This is a genomic window from Pasteurella oralis (genome assembly GCF_042681465.1).
GTDB classification, from domain to species: Bacteria; Pseudomonadota; Gammaproteobacteria; order Enterobacterales; family Pasteurellaceae; genus Pasteurella; species Pasteurella oralis.
Genome location: NZ_JBHUFP010000005.1, coordinates 22,720 through 39,551 on the forward strand (window position 1 = coordinate 22,720; position 16,832 = coordinate 39,551).

The window sequence follows — 16,832 nt, forward strand, 5'->3', positions numbered from 1 at the left end:
CAGTTCACGTCCATTAATAAATCATGACAAATTAATTCAAGTGATAGATGTATTAGAAAGCATATTACAAGAACAGGGTAGTGAACGAAGCACAACTCAACAACATAAAACAAAATTTACTCAAGAGGAAATCGCGCTTATTCAGTATTTCCGTCAATGCAGTCAAGAGCGAAAAAACACATTAAACTTACTGGCAGAAACATTAGCTAATCAGACTTTATTAGAACAAAAAGAGAACTCGCAGCCACTTGAGGATTATCAAGTAGCTTAAGCATTTTTTAAGGAAACCACATTTAGACAAATTTATCATTAAAATTTGTCTAACATATTGATAATATTTAAAATTTAAATTTATTAATACAAATTAAATTGCTTAAACACGATAATACTTAAATTGGCTAAATTATGTCAATGTCATAAATCCTATTTTGTGATACGCTCCTCAAAATTGATTTAAATATTACTCAAAACTTCAAATTTTAAATAACTTTAAAGACCACATCACATATTCATTTTTTTAAATGCTATCAAAATACTGTTAAAATAAAGTCCACTTCATTGAGTTATAAATAGAATATATTTTATTGCACTTTAAATAAAATTTAAGTCATTGAGTTATAAATAAAATCTATTTTATTATACTTTTGATAACATTATGTATTAGCTCATTGGACTTTGATATCCCAAGTTTTATTTATCTATATTTCTTATTTTTGCTGAGTCATTTCTATTTTTTAATTGCTCATTTCTTACTTTTATTTCTCAGGCTATGATGATCAACTTTTCCTATATCCCCATATAAATTCCCTTTTCATCACAGTTTTCTTCTATGACAATTAATTTCTTAATTTTTGTGGTTTTTTACACCTATAATGGGATAGAAGAAAAAAATACTAATAAAATAGGAGGAAGGATATTAGTGATAAATCCAAAGCTTATTGCGAGTGGGACAACTTCAATGCCACCTGATTTTTGAATTATAGGTAGAGTACAGTCTAATGCAGTTGCACCAGAGATACCCACTGCAGAAGAACGGTGATTGTGCATGAGAAATGGAATAGCAAATAAGCTGATAATTTCACGAGAAAGATCATTAAAAAAGGCGATACTACCAAAGATTGGTCCCCATGCATCATTGATAACAACGCTAGATAATGAATACCAACCAAAACCAGAAGCAATAGCCAATCCCTGTGTGATTGGTAATTGTAAAATGAGCGCTGCAATGGTCCCACCAAGCAATGATGTGAGAATAAAGATAATCCCTGTGATTAGTCCTCGTTCATTAAAAATGACTTCACGTAGTGAGATGCCATTGTTTCTTAATTGAATGCCTACAAAAAAGATCAGTAAAACGAGTACGTAAGTGCTAGCATCTTTCGGTAGTGTGATAAGTAAAGCCGTGTAATAGCCCACAATAAAGCCAATGAGTACCATTGAGCATAGTTTGCCAGAGTCCAATAATAATCTCCAACGCGAGGGTATTTCTTGTTTTAATATTTTTAATGGCTTTGGAAATAGACGATCATAAGTAATCAAACCAATTAAATTTAATGATTGGATAATTAGTGCAAATGTTGCAGCAGAAATAGCAATAATAGGTAATTTTTGTGCTAAGTTATCTAATTGACCAAGTGAAAAGCCCATAATGAATAAAATGATATAAAGTAGTATCATTACGATGCTATTGATTGATTTTAAGACAATAGTGTTATTGGTTTTTATTATATACCCAATAAAAAGCGGGCATAGCACAATGAGAAGTCCTTCATACATATTATGTCTTCCTTAAATAAAGTGAGCTTTTCCATTCTAGATTGGGTAAGAAAAAAAACAAGAGGTGTTTATGTATTTGCGGCAATTAGAGGTTGTTGGCTTTCGTGGAATTAATCGGTTATCTATGTATTTTCGACCTGATATGGTACTCATTGGTGAGAATATGTGGGGGAAATCAAGTTTACTTTCAGCGTTAAGTTTGATTTTTAATGCGGAGCAAGATTTGTATCAATTCACTTTAAATGATTTTCATATCCCTGTTGGACAATCACAATCTGTACGCCATTTGACTTTATTATTCACTTTTTGTGAAAGTGATAAAAATGAAGATAGTGCCGAATATAATCGACCTTATGTACAACATAATTTGTTTATTAATCATGCTGATGGTTATCAACGTCTATATTTACGTGTTGAGGGAGAAATAGACTCACAACAAAACGTACATACTGAATACTCATTTTTAGATGAAAATGGGAATACAGTTTGTGTTGAAAAGATTGAACAGTTAGTTTTCTCTTTAATTGCGCGCCATCCAGTTTATCGTTTCCGCGATGCTCGTTTAAATCGCTCTCATCATGCTTTCAATTTGGCAACATTAAAAGTTAAAAATGATCTACAAGATGAAATTCAGGCAGTTATGGCTTTATTGTGCTACTACTTCTTAAGTAATAAGAATGTGAGCGAGGTAATGCAAGATACAACGCTTCTTTGGCATAAAGCAAAGGCGCTCTGTTTAAAATTAAAGCAGGATGAAACACAGCGTTTGCGTAAAAAATTATTTTTTTCTTTAGCTTCATTATTTATTGAAAATAAACATATTCGTTTTGGTCGTTTTACTCGTCCAATTATTTTATTTGAAGATCCTGATGCAAGGCTACATCCACGTATGGTTGCGATTATGTGGGAGCTAGTGAGTTATTTGCCAGTGCAACGTATTACGACGACGAATTCGGTTGAGTTGATTTCGCAAGTCCAACTCAGTTCAATTTGTCGTTTAGTGCGTACATCAGAAAGAACGAAGAGTTTTCAACTTAGTCGTCGAGATTTAGGGAAAGAAGATTTTCGGCGTTTAAGTTTCCATATTCATCATAATCGTAGTTTAGCGCTTTTTTCTACGATGTGGGTGTTAGTAGAAGGAGAAACAGAAGTTTGGATTTTATCAGAGCTTGCTAAATTATTAGAGCTGAATTTGGATATGGAAGGTATTCGCATTGTTGAATTTGCACAAAGTGGATTAAAGCCATTGATTAAATATGCACGAGCGATGGGTATTGAGTGGTACGTATTAGTGGATGGTGATGATGCAGGTAGAAACTATCTTGATGTAGTAAAAAATATATTAGATGAAGAAACACCACTTGCAGAGAGAATAACAATGTTACCTAAACGTGATATTGAACATTTCTTTTATGTGAATGGGTTTGCTGATGTTTTCATTCGTCTTGCGCAATGGGAAACAACATCAAATTATTATCCTATGACAAAAGTAATTCAACGTGCAATTCAACGTACTTCTAAGCCTGATTTGGCTATTGCTTTGTCTAATGAGATCACAAAGCGTGGTAGTCAGTCTATCCCGTTAGTCTTTAAACGTTTATTTTCTAAAGTGCTAAGTTTGGCTCGTACATAACTGTTTATTTATACAGTTTTCTATGCTAAAGTGCGGTCAGATTTTCAAAAATTTTGACCGCACTTTTTCTTGCTACCATGATGCCAGTGACTCGTAAAATTATTCATATTGATATGGACTGCTTTTATGCGTCGATTGAGATACGTAATAATCCTAGTTTGATAGGAAAGCCTGTTGCTGTTGGTGGTTCTGTCGAAAATCGAGGTGTTTTAGCCACTTGTAGCTATGCTGCGCGCAAGTTTGGTTTACATAGCGCAATGCCAACGGCACAAGCTTTGAAACTATGTCCAAATTTAGTGCTTTTACCCGTGAATATGCCGCTATATAAACAGGTCTCTAAACAAATTCGACAAATTTTTCAGCGCTATACTGATCTCATTGAACCTCTTTCTTTAGATGAGGCTTATTTAGATGTGACAGATTGTGGCAAATGCTCAGGGTCTGCGACTTGGATTGCAACAGACATTCGGCAAGCAATTTTTACTGAACTCGGTTTAACGGCTTCTGCTGGTATCGCACCTTTGAAGTTTTTGGCTAAAATTGCTTCGGAGCAAAATAAGCCGAATGGTCAGTTTGTGATTAACCCTACAGAGGTGAATGAGTTTGTTGCAAATTTGTCATTAAACAAAATTCCCGGTGTCGGTAAAGTAACTTCTCAGCGTTTGTTAGAAATGGGATTGCAGACTTGTGCAGATATTCGCAAAATAGATAAGGTATTGTTATTGAACCAGTTCGGTAAAATGGGACAGCGTATTTGGGCATTTAGTCATGCGATAGATGAACGTAAAGTGGAACCTCATCGAATACTAAAATCAGTTAGTGTAGAAACAACCTTGCAACATAATATTAGCAATTTACCACAAGCTATTGCTGTACTAGAACAACTTTTTCCATCCTTGCTTCAGCGTATTAAACAGGTTTGCCCTGCTTTATCTTTAGTTGCTTTACATAAAATTGGGGTAAAACTGAAGTTTGCTGATTTTCAAGTGACTACGCTAGAAAAAACGGGGTTGGCATTGACTCAAATAAATTTTGAATCGCTATTAAAGCAAATTTGGCAGCGTACAGCAGGGAGAGAAATTCGTTTGATTGGTTTACACTTAAGCTTACCGAACGAAAAGAGAAACTCACAGGTAGAACAAATGAGTTTATGGTAAAATTTTAATACCCTCTCTTGCATTTAACAATTTTGCTACTATATTACAACACAGGCTATTTAACCTTAACGATAAGGATTTTTTATTATGATGCGAATTTTACTCTTTTTAGCGACAAACATGGCGGTTTTAGTCGTATTTAATATTATTTTGAGTTTAACGGGGATTCAAGCACAAGATGCCAGTGGTTTATTAATCATGGCTGCATTATTTGGTTTTTCAGGTTCTTTAATTTCGCTCTTTTTATCTAAAACCATGGCATTACGTTCAGTCGGTGCAGAGGTAATTAAAGAACCGCGTAATGAGGCTGAACGTTGGTTGGTCAATACTGTACGTTCACAGGCAGAACGTGCAAATTTACCTATGCCAGATGTCGCAATTTATCATTCAGAGGATGTCAATGCTTTTGCAACGGGAGCAAGTAAAAATAACGCTTTGGTTGCGGTGAGTACAGGGTTATTACGAGCAATGACTCGTGATGAAGCAGAAGCTGTCTTGGCACATGAAGTTGCCCATATCAAAAATGGTGATATGGTGACAATGACGTTGTTACAAGGTGTACTTAATACATTTGTGATTTTTGTTTCTCGTATGATTGCAAAAGCGGTATCGAGTAACCGCGATGGTGAAAGTAGCTCAGGTATTTATTTCTTAGTTGCGATGGTATTAGAAATTGTCTTTGGCTTTTTGGCAAGTATCATTGCAATGTGGTTCTCTCGTTACCGTGAATTCCGTGCAGATGCAGGATCAGCGGAATTAGTGGGTAAACAAAAAATGATCGCTGCATTACAACGCTTACAGCGTTTGCATGAGCCACAAGAATTAGAAGGACAACTCGCGGCATTTGCAATTAATGGCAAGCGTAGTAGTTTAGCGGCTTTGTTCATGAGCCATCCGCCATTAGAAAAGCGCATTGCGGCGTTACAACAATTAGATAGCTTGAAATAACGCTAGCAATTTTAAGCAGAAAGAGGCATTATGCCTCTTTTTTCATTTTCTCTTTTCTACCTAAGTGCGGTCAAATTTTACCGAGTTTTGGCTTTTGGAGTTTTAATGGAACATCAAATCAGCGATTTAATTCAGATTTTTAATCAGTGCTTTGAACAAGAATATAATACAAAATTAGTCAAAGGAGGCGATGAACCTCTTTATGTTCCCGCTAATGAGAATTGTCCTTATCATGCAATTTATTTTGCACATGGTTTTTATAGTAGTGGATTACATGAGATTGCACATTGGCTTGTCGCGGGTAAAGCGCGTCGCCAACTTGAAGATTTTGGTTATTGGTATGAACCGGATGGGCGTACAGCGCAGCAACAACGTTTGTTTGAACAAGTCGAAGTTAAGCCGCAAGCGATTGAATGGATTTTATCTATTGCGGCAGGATTTCGTTATTTTGCGAGTGTTGATAATTTGAATGGTGATCCTGGTGATACTTTACCTTTTAAGCAAGCAGTGTATGAACAAGTGAAAGTTTATGCAGAACAAGGGTTACCAAAACGGGCAGAAATTTTACGGAAAGCATTGGCGGCATTTTATGGCACTTCAGATAGTATTGACTTAAGTCTATTTGATATGACTCGAATTTAAATGATTAAGTAGGATGCATGTTAGCATTAGAAATTAAACAGTTAACTAAACAATATAAAAATGGAGTTACCGCCTTACATGGTATTGATTTAAAGGTCCAAGAAGGGGATTTTTATGCATTATTAGGGCATAACGGAGCAGGAAAATCGACGACTATTGGTATTATCAGCTCATTAGTTAATAAAACTAGCGGGCAAGTTAATGTCTTTGGTTATGATTTGGACCAACAGTTAAGTGAATTAAAGCAATGCATTGGCCTCGTTCCTCAAGAATTTAATTTTCATCAATTTGAACGTGTGATTGATATTTTAGTCAATCAAGCAGGTTACTACGGAATTGCTCGTTCAGAAGCCTTAAAGCGAGCAGAAATTTGGTTGAAAAAGCTCGATCTTTGGGAAAAACGTGCGCAGCAAGCTATTCGTTTATCAGGGGGGATGAAACGCCGTTTGATGATCGCACGGGCATTAATGCATAAGCCAAAATTATTGATTTTAGATGAACCAACTGCTGGTGTGGATATTGAATTACGTCGTGCTATGTGGACATTTTTACATGAGTTAAATCAACAAGGTACAACGATTATTTTAACGACCCATTATTTAGAAGAAGCTGAAATGTTATGTCGTAATATTGGTATTATTCAGCACGGTCGGTTGGTTGTTGATATGCCGATGAAAGCGTTGCTCGCGAAATTAGAAGCAGAAACTTTTGTTTTTGATTTAGCTGCCTATACTAAACTCCCTGTGATTGATGGATATCAAATTATTGATTTAAATGAAAATAATCTTGAAGTCGAAGTAAAACGAGAGCAAGGGCTAAATGAGTTATTTGCACAATTGTCTGCACAGAATATCAAAGTGTTAAGTATGCGAAATAAAGCGAATCGTTTAGAAGAATTATTTGTTTCAATGGCATTAAATAATCAGTTGGATAAAAAAGGTGGTGCATAATGACATTAGCTTGGGTTGCGTTTCAGACTATTGTCACGAAAGAAATTCGACGTTTTACACGTATTTGGGTGCAAACTTTAGTTCCGCCAGTGATTACCATGACCTTGTATTTTGTGATTTTTGGGCAACTAATTGGGAGTCGAATTGGTGACATGAATGGGTTTAGTTATATGCAGTTTATTGTGCCTGGCTTAATTATGATGTCTGCGTTAACGAATTCATTTGCCAATGTTGCTTCATCTTTTTACAGTACAAAATTTGCAAAAAATGTCGAGGAATTACTGATCTCGCCGACTTCGCCACATATTATCATTTTAGGCTATGTTGCAGGGGGTGTCGCACGTGGACTTTGTGTCGGTGTGCTTGTGACTATTGTGGCATCATTTTTTGTAACATTTGAAGTATATTCTTGGTTGATTGTGGCGATCATTTTGTTCATGACGACAGCAACCTTTGCGCTTGGTGGCTTAATTAACGCTGTTTTTGCCCGCTCTTTTGATGATATTAGTATTATTCCTACTTTTGTCTTAACGCCATTAACTTATCTGGGAGGTGTATTTTATTCAATCTCATTATTGCCTGAATTTTGGCAAAGTGTATCAAAATTGAATCCTATTGTTTATATGATTAATGGTTTTCGTTATGGCTTTTTAGGCACATCAGATATCAATATTGCTTATGCTTTCTTTGTCCTAATCGTCTTTATTATGAGTTTATATAGTATAGCTTATTATTTAATTAGTCGTGGTATTGGTTTGAGAAGTTAAAAAATTTGTTAAAAATCGACCGCACTTTCTCTATTTTCAGTGTAATGCTTAGCACAGATTTAGGCGAGCAAAAAATAAATTGTTGCAAAAACGTAAAATCTTTGCTATTTGTAAATCCGCTAATTGAAGTGCTCTTTTAAGCAAACCAACAACAAAATAAGGAAAATGACTCTATGAAAAAGTATCTAAAGCTTTCAATGACAGCAGCATTAATGCTTTCTTCAAGTGCAGTATTTGCTGCCGATAAAATTGTAACCATTGGTACTGGTGGTCAAACAGGTGTTTACTACGTCGTAGGACAGTCTGTCTGTCAATTAGTCAATCGTGATTCTGCGAAAACAGGGGTGAAATGTAATGCGCCTTCAACTGGTGGTTCTGTTGCTAACCTCAATTCAATTGCAAGTAATCAAATGGAATTAGGTATTGCACAGTCAGATTGGCAATATCATGCCTATAATGGTTCAAGCTCTTTTGAAGGCAAAAAAAATGATAAGTTAAGAGCTGTATTTTCTATTCATCCAGAGCCATTTACGTTAATGGCGCGTACTGATGCAAATATCAAAGGGTTTGATGACTTGAAAGGTAAGCGTGTTAATGTGGGTGATCCGGGTTCTGGTACACGTGCAACCATGAATGTTATTCTTGGTGCAAAAGGTTGGGATGCGTCAACTTTCAAAGTTGCCTCTGAACTAAAACCAGCAGAAATGGCATCTGTGATGTGCGATAACAACTTAGATGCTATTACCTATAACGTAGGTCACCCAAATGGTGCCTTAAAAGAAGCGGCTGCTTCTTGTGATGCACATTTAGTTTCAATTACAGGCCCTGAAATTGATAAACTTGTAGCAGATCACCCATATTATGCTAAAGCAACAATTCCAGGTGGTTTGTATAAAGGTAGTGAGAACCCAACAGATACTTTCGGTGTGTATGCGACTTTAGTCACTTCTTCTGATGTAGATGCTGATAGTGTTTATGCGATTGTTAAAGCGGTATTTGATAACTTTGAACGCTTCAAGCGTTTACACCCAGCGTTCTCAAACTTAAAAGAAGAGGAAATGATCAAAAATGCACTATCAGCGCCATTACATGATGGGGCAGTGCGTTACTATAAAGAAAGAGGTTGGTTGTAATTTTCTTATCTTAATATTGTTAAGGCAGGCAAGGTTCCTGCCTTTTTCCGTTTTTATTTTTTAGATGACGAGGAGTTTTAGCGTGTCAACAAAAAATATCGATTATGATGATTTACAAGATATTGTGGCATCAAGCGACACTGGAGGGCGTGATCCTGATGGATTTCCTAAAAAACTAATCGCTGGTGTTGCTATTTTGTGGTCATTATTTCAACTTTATTATGCCTCTCCTGCACCATTTTGGTTACAAGAGTTTTTACGTAATATTGGCTTAAATATCAATGTCGTATTTGATGATACCAAAGCCCGCTCAATTCATCTCGCATTTGCTTTATTTTTGGCTTATTTGTCTTATCCCGCTTTTAAATTTTCGCCTAAACATCGTATTCCGTTGGCAGATTGGGTATTTGCAACAATGGGCGCTTTTTTAGGCTCGTATTATTTGTTTTTCTATGATGGGTTAGTAACTCGTTTTGGAGCCCCGAACTTACAAGATATTATTGCTGGTTGCATAGGGATTGTTTTACTCCTTGAGGCTACTCGTCGTAGTTTAGGTTTACCCTTAGTGGTGATAGCTGTTGTTTTTTTAATTTATAACTATTTTGGGCAGTTTTTACCAAGTGATTGGATTATTAGTCACCGCACAGGCACGCTTTCTCATATTATTAATCAACAATGGATTACTACAGAAGGGGTGTTTGGTGTTGCATTAGGGGTATCAACAAAGTATGTGTTCTTATTTGTCTTATTTGGTGCACTGTTAGACAAAGCTGGTGCGGGTAACTATTTTATTAAAAGTGCTTTTGCGTATTTAGGACATTTACGTGGTGGACCTGCCAAAGCCGCTGTTGTTGCATCAGGTTTAACAGGGCTGATTTCAGGTTCTTCTATTGCAAATGTGGTCACAACAGGCACATTTACTATCCCAATGATGAAGCGAGTAGGATTTTCTGCTGAAAAAGCAGGGGCAGTTGAGGTAGCATCTTCGGTAAATGGGCAGATAATGCCTCCTGTCATGGGGGCAGCAGCATTCTTAATGATTGAATATGTCAATATGCCGTATAGTCAATTGATTACCCATGCTTTCTTACCTGCAGTTATTTCCTATATTGCGCTTGTTTATATTGTCCATTTAGAAGCTTGTAAAATGAATTTACAAGGTTTGCCAAGAACTGATGCGGCAAAACCATTTTTGACTACTTTAATTAGTGCGTTAAGAGCCTTTATTTCTCTATGCGTACTTTATTTCGTTGTCGAGTTGAGTTTAGGTTGGTTAAAAGCGGTTACACCAAATTATGCTTTCAGTATTGTCGTTACACTGTTAGCCGTAATCTATTTATTGCTATTACGTCGTGTAGCGCAGTTTCCTGATCTCGAAATTGATGATCCACATTCTCCAGTGGTGAAATTACCGTCGGTCAGACCAACAATCAATGCGGGCTTACACTTCTTATTACCTGTAGTGATTTTAATTTGGTGTTTGATGGTAGAGCGTTTATCTCCGGGATTATCGGCATTTTGGGGGGCATTATCCTTGATTGTCATTTTACTCACACAACGTCCATTACTTGCCTATTACAGAAAACAAACCACTTTTAAGCAAGAATTTAAGCTTGGTTGGAAAGATCTTATTGATGGCTTAGAAGCGGGTGCAAGAAATATGATCGGTATTGGTATTGCTACAGCAACAGCTGGGATTATCGTGGGAGTGGTATCATTAACTGGCTTTGGTGTTCAATTAGCAACGATCATTGAAACGCTTTCAATGGGTAATATTTTCTTAATGTTGCTTTTAGTTGCGGGCTTTAGCTTAATTCTTGGTATGGGATTACCTACTACAGCGAACTATATTGTAGTTTCTTCATTAATGGCAGTTGTGATTATTGAAGTAGGTCGTCAAAATGGCTTTATCGTACCGCTCATTGCTGTACATTTATTTGTTTTCTATTTCGGTATTATGGCAGATGTAACACCGCCAGTTGGACTGGCATCTTTTGCGGCTTCTGCTGTGTCGGGTGGCGATCCTATTAAGACAGGTTTAACTGCATTCTCATATAGTTTGCGTACAGCAATTTTGCCATTTTTATTCATCTTTAATACCGATTTATTATTAATTGATGTCGGCTGGGCAAAAGGGATTTTAGTCTTTATTACCGCAACAATTGGTATTCTCGCCTTTACTGCAGGCGCGATTGGTTATTTCTTCCGCCGTAATAAAGTATGGGAAAGTCTTGCATTGTTTATTTTAGCCTTTGCTTTATTTCGCCCAGGTTTCTTTATGGAACATATTTCGCCAACACAGCGTGCTTTTGAGCCAACACAATTAGTACAAGAAGTACAAAAAGCGACAGTAGGGGATAATTTGACTATTAAAGTTTCGGGTTTAAACCCTTATGGCAAAGAAATTGAATTTTATGCTCAATTACCAATATCAGAAGGGCAAACGGGTGAAGAACGTTTACAAAAGATGGGCTTAACCTTGTTTGAACAAGATAAACCTGAAGGTAAACAAGTGATTATTGATGCAGTAGAGATTGATTCTAGTGCAGCAAAAGCGGGTTTAAACTGGGATCAAGTGGTATTAGAAGGTACTGTTCCAGTGAAAGATGCATTAGCAAAAGAATGGTTATTTATTCCAACTTTACTATTATTATTGATGTTAGCGATGAATCAACGTCGTCGCCAACAAGCCTAAGGAAACATCATGTTTAAAAAAATCTTAATTACGGCAGATTTAGGGCATTTAGAGGATGCAGAGAAGGCAGTGAAAACGGCCTTAGAAATGACGAAACATAATCCAGATACTGTGTATCGGGTGATGAGCGTTGTACCGCCATTAGGTAGTAGTTTTGTTTCTTCCTTTTTACCTAAGAATTTCGATCAGGATGTGTTGACTGAAGCAAACAAAGCACTGCATGCTTTTACTAAAAAACATTTTCCAGAAGGGGCGAAAGTACAACATATTTTGGCACATGGTCCTGTGTATGAGGAAATTAACCGTATTGCAAAAGAGAAAAACATTGATTTGATTATTATGATGGCGGTACGTGATAACAAAGAAGGTTTAAGCTCAAATACAGTTAAAGTTGCGCGTTATAGCGATAAACCAATTTTGATTTTACGTTAAGCCGCAAGAAAAATAGCTTGTTAAAAAACAAGCTATTTTTTATATAAAGTGCGGTCTGTTTTTTTGATTATTTGACTAATTCGTAGCAAGGTTCGTAAGCATTACCATCAGGGAGTTTCATGCGATGTTGCACGATGAAATCTTGTAATACTTGATCAATTTTCTCTAACAGTTCTGGATCACCATGTAACTTGAAACGCCCTAATTCTTCAATTCGATCTTGTGTTTCTGGCTTAATGTTGCCCGCGACAATACCTGAAAATGCACGACGTAAATTGGCAATAAGATCCATTGTTGACTGATTACGATGTAAATCTAACGCCGCCATGTTTTCATGTGTTGGAATAAAGGGTTGTTGGAAATCAGTTGGAATTTTTAAAGACCAATTAAAGCCATAAGCATCACAAGTTTCATAGCGTTGCATTTTTACAGCGTGCATCGCTTGACTCATTTTACGTGCTACCATGACCGGATCATCAATAATAATTTCGTATAGCGCTTGCGCTTTTTCACCTAAGGTTTCACCAATAAAACGATCAATAGTCGCAAAATAGTCTGCACTTTCTTTTGGACCTGTCAAAATAAGTGGTAATGGCTGATTTTGATTTTCTTCAGCAAGCTTGATACCTAGAATATACAATAACTCTTCAAATGTGCCCGGTCCGCCAGGGAAAATCACAATACCATGCCCCATACGTACGAATGCTTCTAGGCGTTTCTCAATATCTGGCATGATGATTAATTCATTCACGATTGGATTTGGTGGCTCAGAAGCAATGATAGAAGGTTCAGTGATGCCGATAAAACGGCTGTTTTTATAACGTTGATTAGCATGACCAATCGCTGCTCCCTTCATTGGTGCTTCCATGACGCCAGGTCCACAACCTGTGATAATATTCAGTTCACGATAACCAAGTTCTGTGCCTACTGCACGGCAATATTGGTATTCAATTTGATTGATCGAATGCCCACCCCAGCACACGACGAGATTCGGGTGCTCACCAACAGGTAACGCTTTGGCATTACGCAGAATAGAAAAAACAAGATTTGTGATATGTTTACTGTCTTGAATATTATCTGGGTTTAAACGTTGACTCATTACATTCACAAATAAAATATCGCGTAATACGGCGAATAAATGATATTGAATGTTACGGATCATGCGTTCATCAACAAAAGCATCTTGCGGTGGGTTATGTAATTCAAGTGACACACCGCGTTCTCTTGCGACAAGTTGGATATCAAAATCAGGATATTTATTTAATAAAGCGCGGCTATCATCAGTCACGGCACCAGAATTTAATACAGCAAGTGAACAATTGCGATAAAGGCTATAAAGCGGGCTTTTGGCTTTTTTAGTCAGTAATTCAACTTCTAAGTGAGAAAGTTGATCCATACTACCGCGTGGGTTGACGTAATAGACATTTTTGCTCATAACATCTCCTATTGGCGAGCTAAACGTTGGTTTATTGGCACTGTTTCAAAGTTTGAACGGAATGGATTAATATCTAAACCACCTCGTCGAGTATAGCGTGCATATACTGTTAATTTTTCTGGTTGTGCAAACTGCATTAAGTCACAGAAAATACGCTCTACACATTGCTCATGAAATTCGTTGTGCTGGCGGAAAGAGATAATGTAACGTAATAGTTTTTCGCGATCAATTTGTTTACCTACATAGTGAATTTGTAAACTCCCCCAATCAGGCTGGTTAGTGATTAAACAATTTGATTTTAATAAATGGCTAACTAAGGTTTCTTCAACTATAACGTCATTGCAACAGTTTTCTAATACTGCTGCATCAAAGTCATAGTGAGTAATGGTAATATCTAATTCATCAATACATTCGCCACTGAATTGCGCGATATGCTCTTGATCATATTTCGCCAGTGGATGAAGCTGTACTTTCGCTGTTCCTTTCGCACAGTCTGTTAAATCTTGTTCTAAAGTACGTTGCACCACGAAAAATGAGTCAAAGGGAGTTTGATTAAAGCTGTTTAAATACAGCTTAAAGCTTTTAGATTCGATTAAGTTTTCACTTTGAAAATCAATTTCTATATCTGCAATTGCGACTTGCGGTACCCCTTTAGGGTTTAACCATGAAATTTCATAAGCAGTCCAAATATCCGCACCGTGAGTAAATGGTTGTATTTGGGTAATGCCTAAACTATCTCGATTTAATTGACGAGGTACTGCTTGCAGTAAAGTGCGGTCATAATTGCTGGAATATTGAGTTTGTTGTCCAAGTGTGAGTTTGTTTAGGCTATTGTGTTGATAGTGCATGTTGTTTTTTCCTTTTCAAATTTGAACTTACTTTTCTTTGCTTATGCAAAGAAAAGTAAGCAAAAGCAACACCCCTCGACTAAGTCTTTTTTCTCTCTTCATTAAAATTTTTTTCACGGTTAATTTTGTAACTTGCTTGCTATGCAAACTCAAACACTCAAAATTAATCTAAAAATTTTAACTATGTTTGGCGGCTTAAACGGGGCAATTTTTTATGCGTAATAATTTATTGTTGTGCGAAATTCATTAGAAATTGAGTAACTTTTAAGTTTTTTATTTTAATCTTCCCGTATAAAGTGCTTTATAGGAGCATGATATTTAGGAAAATCATACTAGCGTTGTACGAGTTGTAAAAACAGCTGCTTTTCGTAAAGAAAATACAAATAGTCACTTAACTAGCGATATTGTTTTATTTTGTACAAGCAAAAATAGCTTAATAATGCCATGATAAGTTAGATACTAAACGGCAATCATCACATTTAAAATAAAATAAGTCAAAAAGCAGGTTGTCTAGACGCCATGCTTTGTGGCAACTAGGGCAGCAGCGTTGTTGTTCTGTTTCTAAGTTTTCACCACCAATACGATATAAATAGTAATAAGTTGGGATGCCTGTGTGTTGTTCGATATCTTGGGCTAAATAGCGTCCATGTTTGGCTAATGTGCTCTTTATATCTGAGATTTCCATCAATGCTTGTTGTTCTAATACTGAGCCATTCATTTGTAATTGATCGCAAGCTTGCCAATTTTCTTGCCACTTAATCAGATCCATACTTAAGTGCGGTATGTTTTTGAGCTGTCTATACAAAGGGATAGGGCAGAGATCATCGCCGCTATGTAGTGGTGAACAGGATTGTAGATAGGTCGTATATAATACCTGCCAACTAGGTGTAGTTTGTGTACAAGTTTGATCAGAGTTAAGATCATCAGCGATGACATGAAAACTATCAAAAAACAGACCGCACTTTTGTGCCTTTTCAAGAGCTTTTTCTACTTCAAAATTATTAAATTCAGGTAATAAGCTGTGCTGTTCAGGGCAAATAACGCGTATTGCAAATCCTTGCTGTTGTTCTTGTTCTGCGACATAAACAGGGATTTCACGTCCAATAATTTGTCCATTGTAGCGCCATTGATCAATGATTTGATTAAGTAAATAAGTCGGGTTTTGTTCCGCTTCTGTTGCAACATAGTGAAAAAAAGTTTCGATGAGGTACATAGTCATTAAATGCTTTATCAGTTTTGTATACTATTTTAATTAATTTTACTTAAACTAGCTGCTCTTTTCTCTAGCAGTAGTGTAAATGGATAAAATCCCCTAAAATACTGCCTTATTTTTAGTAAGGGAACAACTATGCATCAACAAACTCAAATTTATTTACAACAATTGCAAGCAGTTATGCAGGAATTGGCATTGTGGCAAGCGACTCCTCCAGAGGAGAATGCTTTTTTGAGTGAGCAGCCTTTTGCATTAGATACGATGTCACCAACTGAATGGTTGCAATGGATTTTTATTCCAAGAATGCATGCATTGATAGAGCGTGGTGAAATGCTGCCAAGTAAAATTTCGATTACGCCTTATCTGGAAGAAGCGCTAAAAGACATGGCAGATTTAGATAAATTATTGCACCCGATCAGCGAAATTGAAACATTGTTACAAAAATAAAACATGCAATTAATCATTTTATATCAAGATGAATATATCGTCGTAGTAAATAAGCCAGCAGGTATGTTGGTTCATCGAAGTTGGTTAGATAGCTATGAAACGCAGTTTGTCATGCAGACATTGCGCGATCAAATAGGGCAGCATGTATATCCTATTCATCGTTTAGATCGTCCTACATCTGGTGTATTGTTATTTGCATTAAATAGTACAGTGGCTAATTTGCTTTGTTTACAATTTGAAAATAAGCAAGTTGAAAAGCGTTATTTAGCGATTGTACGGGGCTATTTAACTGGACAGGCACAGATTGACTATCCATTGAAAGTACAATTGGATAAAGTGGCGGATAAGTTTGCTCAAGCAGATAAAGCTGCACAACAGGCAGTGACTGATTATTTTGGACTATGTACAGTTGAAATGCCTTATGCGGTTAAAAAATATAATACTACACGTTATTCTTTAGTGCGTTTGGTCCCTCATACTGGACGGAAACATCAATTACGTCGTCACATGAAGCATATTTTTCATCCTATTTTAGGTGATACACAGTATGGTGATTTACATCAAAATCGAGCATTAACTGAACATACTGGCGTTCAGCGTTTGATGTTGCATGCAGAACGTTTGATTTTTACTCACCCAATCACCCAACAGCGACTTGATGTTCGTGCAAATTTAGATCAACAATGGCTCGATTTGATTAAAATTTTTGGTTGGAATTTAAATGCACTAAATTAAGTGCGGTCAATTTTTTGATAA

15 protein-coding genes are annotated in these 16,832 nt (G+C 36.4%); 11 read left to right on the forward strand and 4 right to left on the reverse strand.

The window, feature by feature from the left end; translation table 11 throughout:
• Positions 1–867: 867 nt before the first annotated feature.
• Positions 868–1,776 (reverse strand): LysO family transporter, encoded by a 909-nt coding sequence (locus ACFSAV_RS04215; protein WP_379096570.1) that lies wholly within the window; start codon positions 1,774–1,776, stop codon positions 868–870.
• Between the two features lie 70 nt (positions 1,777–1,846).
• Between ACFSAV_RS04215 and ACFSAV_RS04220 the strand changes: the two genes are divergently transcribed.
• From ACFSAV_RS04220 to ACFSAV_RS04260, 9 genes are all read left to right on the forward strand, one after another.
• Positions 1,847–3,409 carry a DUF2813 domain-containing protein gene (locus tag ACFSAV_RS04220; protein ID WP_379096573.1) on the forward strand — a complete coding sequence of 521 codons (1,563 nt, stop codon included), beginning with the start codon at positions 1,847–1,849 and terminating at the stop codon, positions 3,407–3,409.
• Between the two features lie 80 nt (positions 3,410–3,489).
• Positions 3,490–4,566 carry a DNA polymerase IV gene (gene dinB / locus ACFSAV_RS04225; RefSeq protein ID WP_379097308.1) on the forward strand — a complete coding sequence of 359 codons (1,077 nt, stop codon included), beginning with the start codon at positions 3,490–3,492 and terminating at the stop codon, positions 4,564–4,566.
• Between the two features lie 87 nt (positions 4,567–4,653).
• Positions 4,654–5,514, forward strand: coding sequence for a protease HtpX (gene htpX, locus ACFSAV_RS04230; protein WP_379096576.1), 861 nt, complete (start codon positions 4,654–4,656; stop codon positions 5,512–5,514).
• 105 nt (positions 5,515–5,619) lie between these two features.
• Positions 5,620–6,156: an elongation factor P hydroxylase gene (locus tag ACFSAV_RS04235; RefSeq protein ID WP_101775152.1), complete on the forward strand. Its 537-nt coding sequence runs from the start codon at positions 5,620–5,622 to the stop codon at positions 6,154–6,156.
• Between the two features lie 17 nt (positions 6,157–6,173).
• Complete coding sequence (locus tag ACFSAV_RS04240; RefSeq protein WP_379096579.1) at positions 6,174–7,106, forward strand: ABC transporter ATP-binding protein; 933 nt, start codon at positions 6,174–6,176, stop codon at positions 7,104–7,106.
• The gene (locus ACFSAV_RS04245) at positions 7,106–7,873 is read left to right on the forward strand and encodes an ABC transporter permease (RefSeq protein WP_167383027.1); all 768 of its coding nucleotides are present in this window, start codon (positions 7,106–7,108) and stop codon (positions 7,871–7,873) included. Before ACFSAV_RS04240 ends, ACFSAV_RS04245 begins: the two co-directional genes overlap by 1 nt.
• A 173-nt stretch (positions 7,874–8,046) precedes the next feature.
• Positions 8,047–9,006, forward strand: a complete 960-nt coding sequence (locus ACFSAV_RS04250) for a TAXI family TRAP transporter solute-binding subunit (protein WP_379096583.1) — start codon at positions 8,047–8,049, stop codon at positions 9,004–9,006.
• Between the two features lie 64 nt (positions 9,007–9,070).
• Positions 9,071–11,701 (forward strand): TRAP transporter permease, encoded by a 2,631-nt coding sequence (locus tag ACFSAV_RS04255; RefSeq protein WP_379096586.1) that lies wholly within the window; start codon positions 9,071–9,073, stop codon positions 11,699–11,701.
• 9 nt (positions 11,702–11,710) lie between these two features.
• Positions 11,711–12,133 carry a universal stress protein gene (locus ACFSAV_RS04260; protein ID WP_101775147.1) on the forward strand — a complete coding sequence of 141 codons (423 nt, stop codon included), beginning with the start codon at positions 11,711–11,713 and terminating at the stop codon, positions 12,131–12,133.
• Between the two features lie 67 nt (positions 12,134–12,200).
• On the opposite strand, the gene ppnN is transcribed toward ACFSAV_RS04260, so the two are convergent.
• The 3 genes from ppnN to ACFSAV_RS04275 all read right to left on the reverse strand — a co-directional run bounded on the left by ppnN (position 12,201) and on the right by ACFSAV_RS04275 (position 15,629).
• Positions 12,201–13,568: a nucleotide 5'-monophosphate nucleosidase PpnN gene (gene ppnN, locus ACFSAV_RS04265; protein ID WP_379096590.1), complete on the reverse strand. Its 1,368-nt coding sequence runs from the start codon at positions 13,566–13,568 to the stop codon at positions 12,201–12,203.
• Between the two features lie 8 nt (positions 13,569–13,576).
• On the reverse strand, positions 13,577–14,416 hold the full coding sequence (queF, locus tag ACFSAV_RS04270) for an NADPH-dependent 7-cyano-7-deazaguanine reductase QueF (RefSeq protein WP_379096593.1): 840 nt from the start codon (positions 14,414–14,416) through the stop codon (positions 13,577–13,579).
• A 433-nt stretch (positions 14,417–14,849) separates the two neighbouring features.
• Positions 14,850–15,629, reverse strand: coding sequence for a Zn-ribbon-containing protein (locus ACFSAV_RS04275; RefSeq protein WP_379096596.1), 780 nt, complete (start codon positions 15,627–15,629; stop codon positions 14,850–14,852).
• 135 nt (positions 15,630–15,764) lie between these two features.
• Between ACFSAV_RS04275 and ACFSAV_RS04280 the strand changes: the two genes are divergently transcribed.
• Positions 15,765–16,076 carry a YqcC family protein gene (locus tag ACFSAV_RS04280; RefSeq protein WP_379096599.1) on the forward strand — a complete coding sequence of 104 codons (312 nt, stop codon included), beginning with the start codon at positions 15,765–15,767 and terminating at the stop codon, positions 16,074–16,076.
• A 3-nt stretch (positions 16,077–16,079) separates the two neighbouring features.
• A complete protein-coding gene (truC, locus tag ACFSAV_RS04285; RefSeq protein WP_379096602.1) occupies positions 16,080–16,811 on the forward strand; it encodes a tRNA pseudouridine(65) synthase TruC in 732 nt (243 codons plus the stop codon).
• Positions 16,812–16,832: the final 21 nt, after the last annotated feature.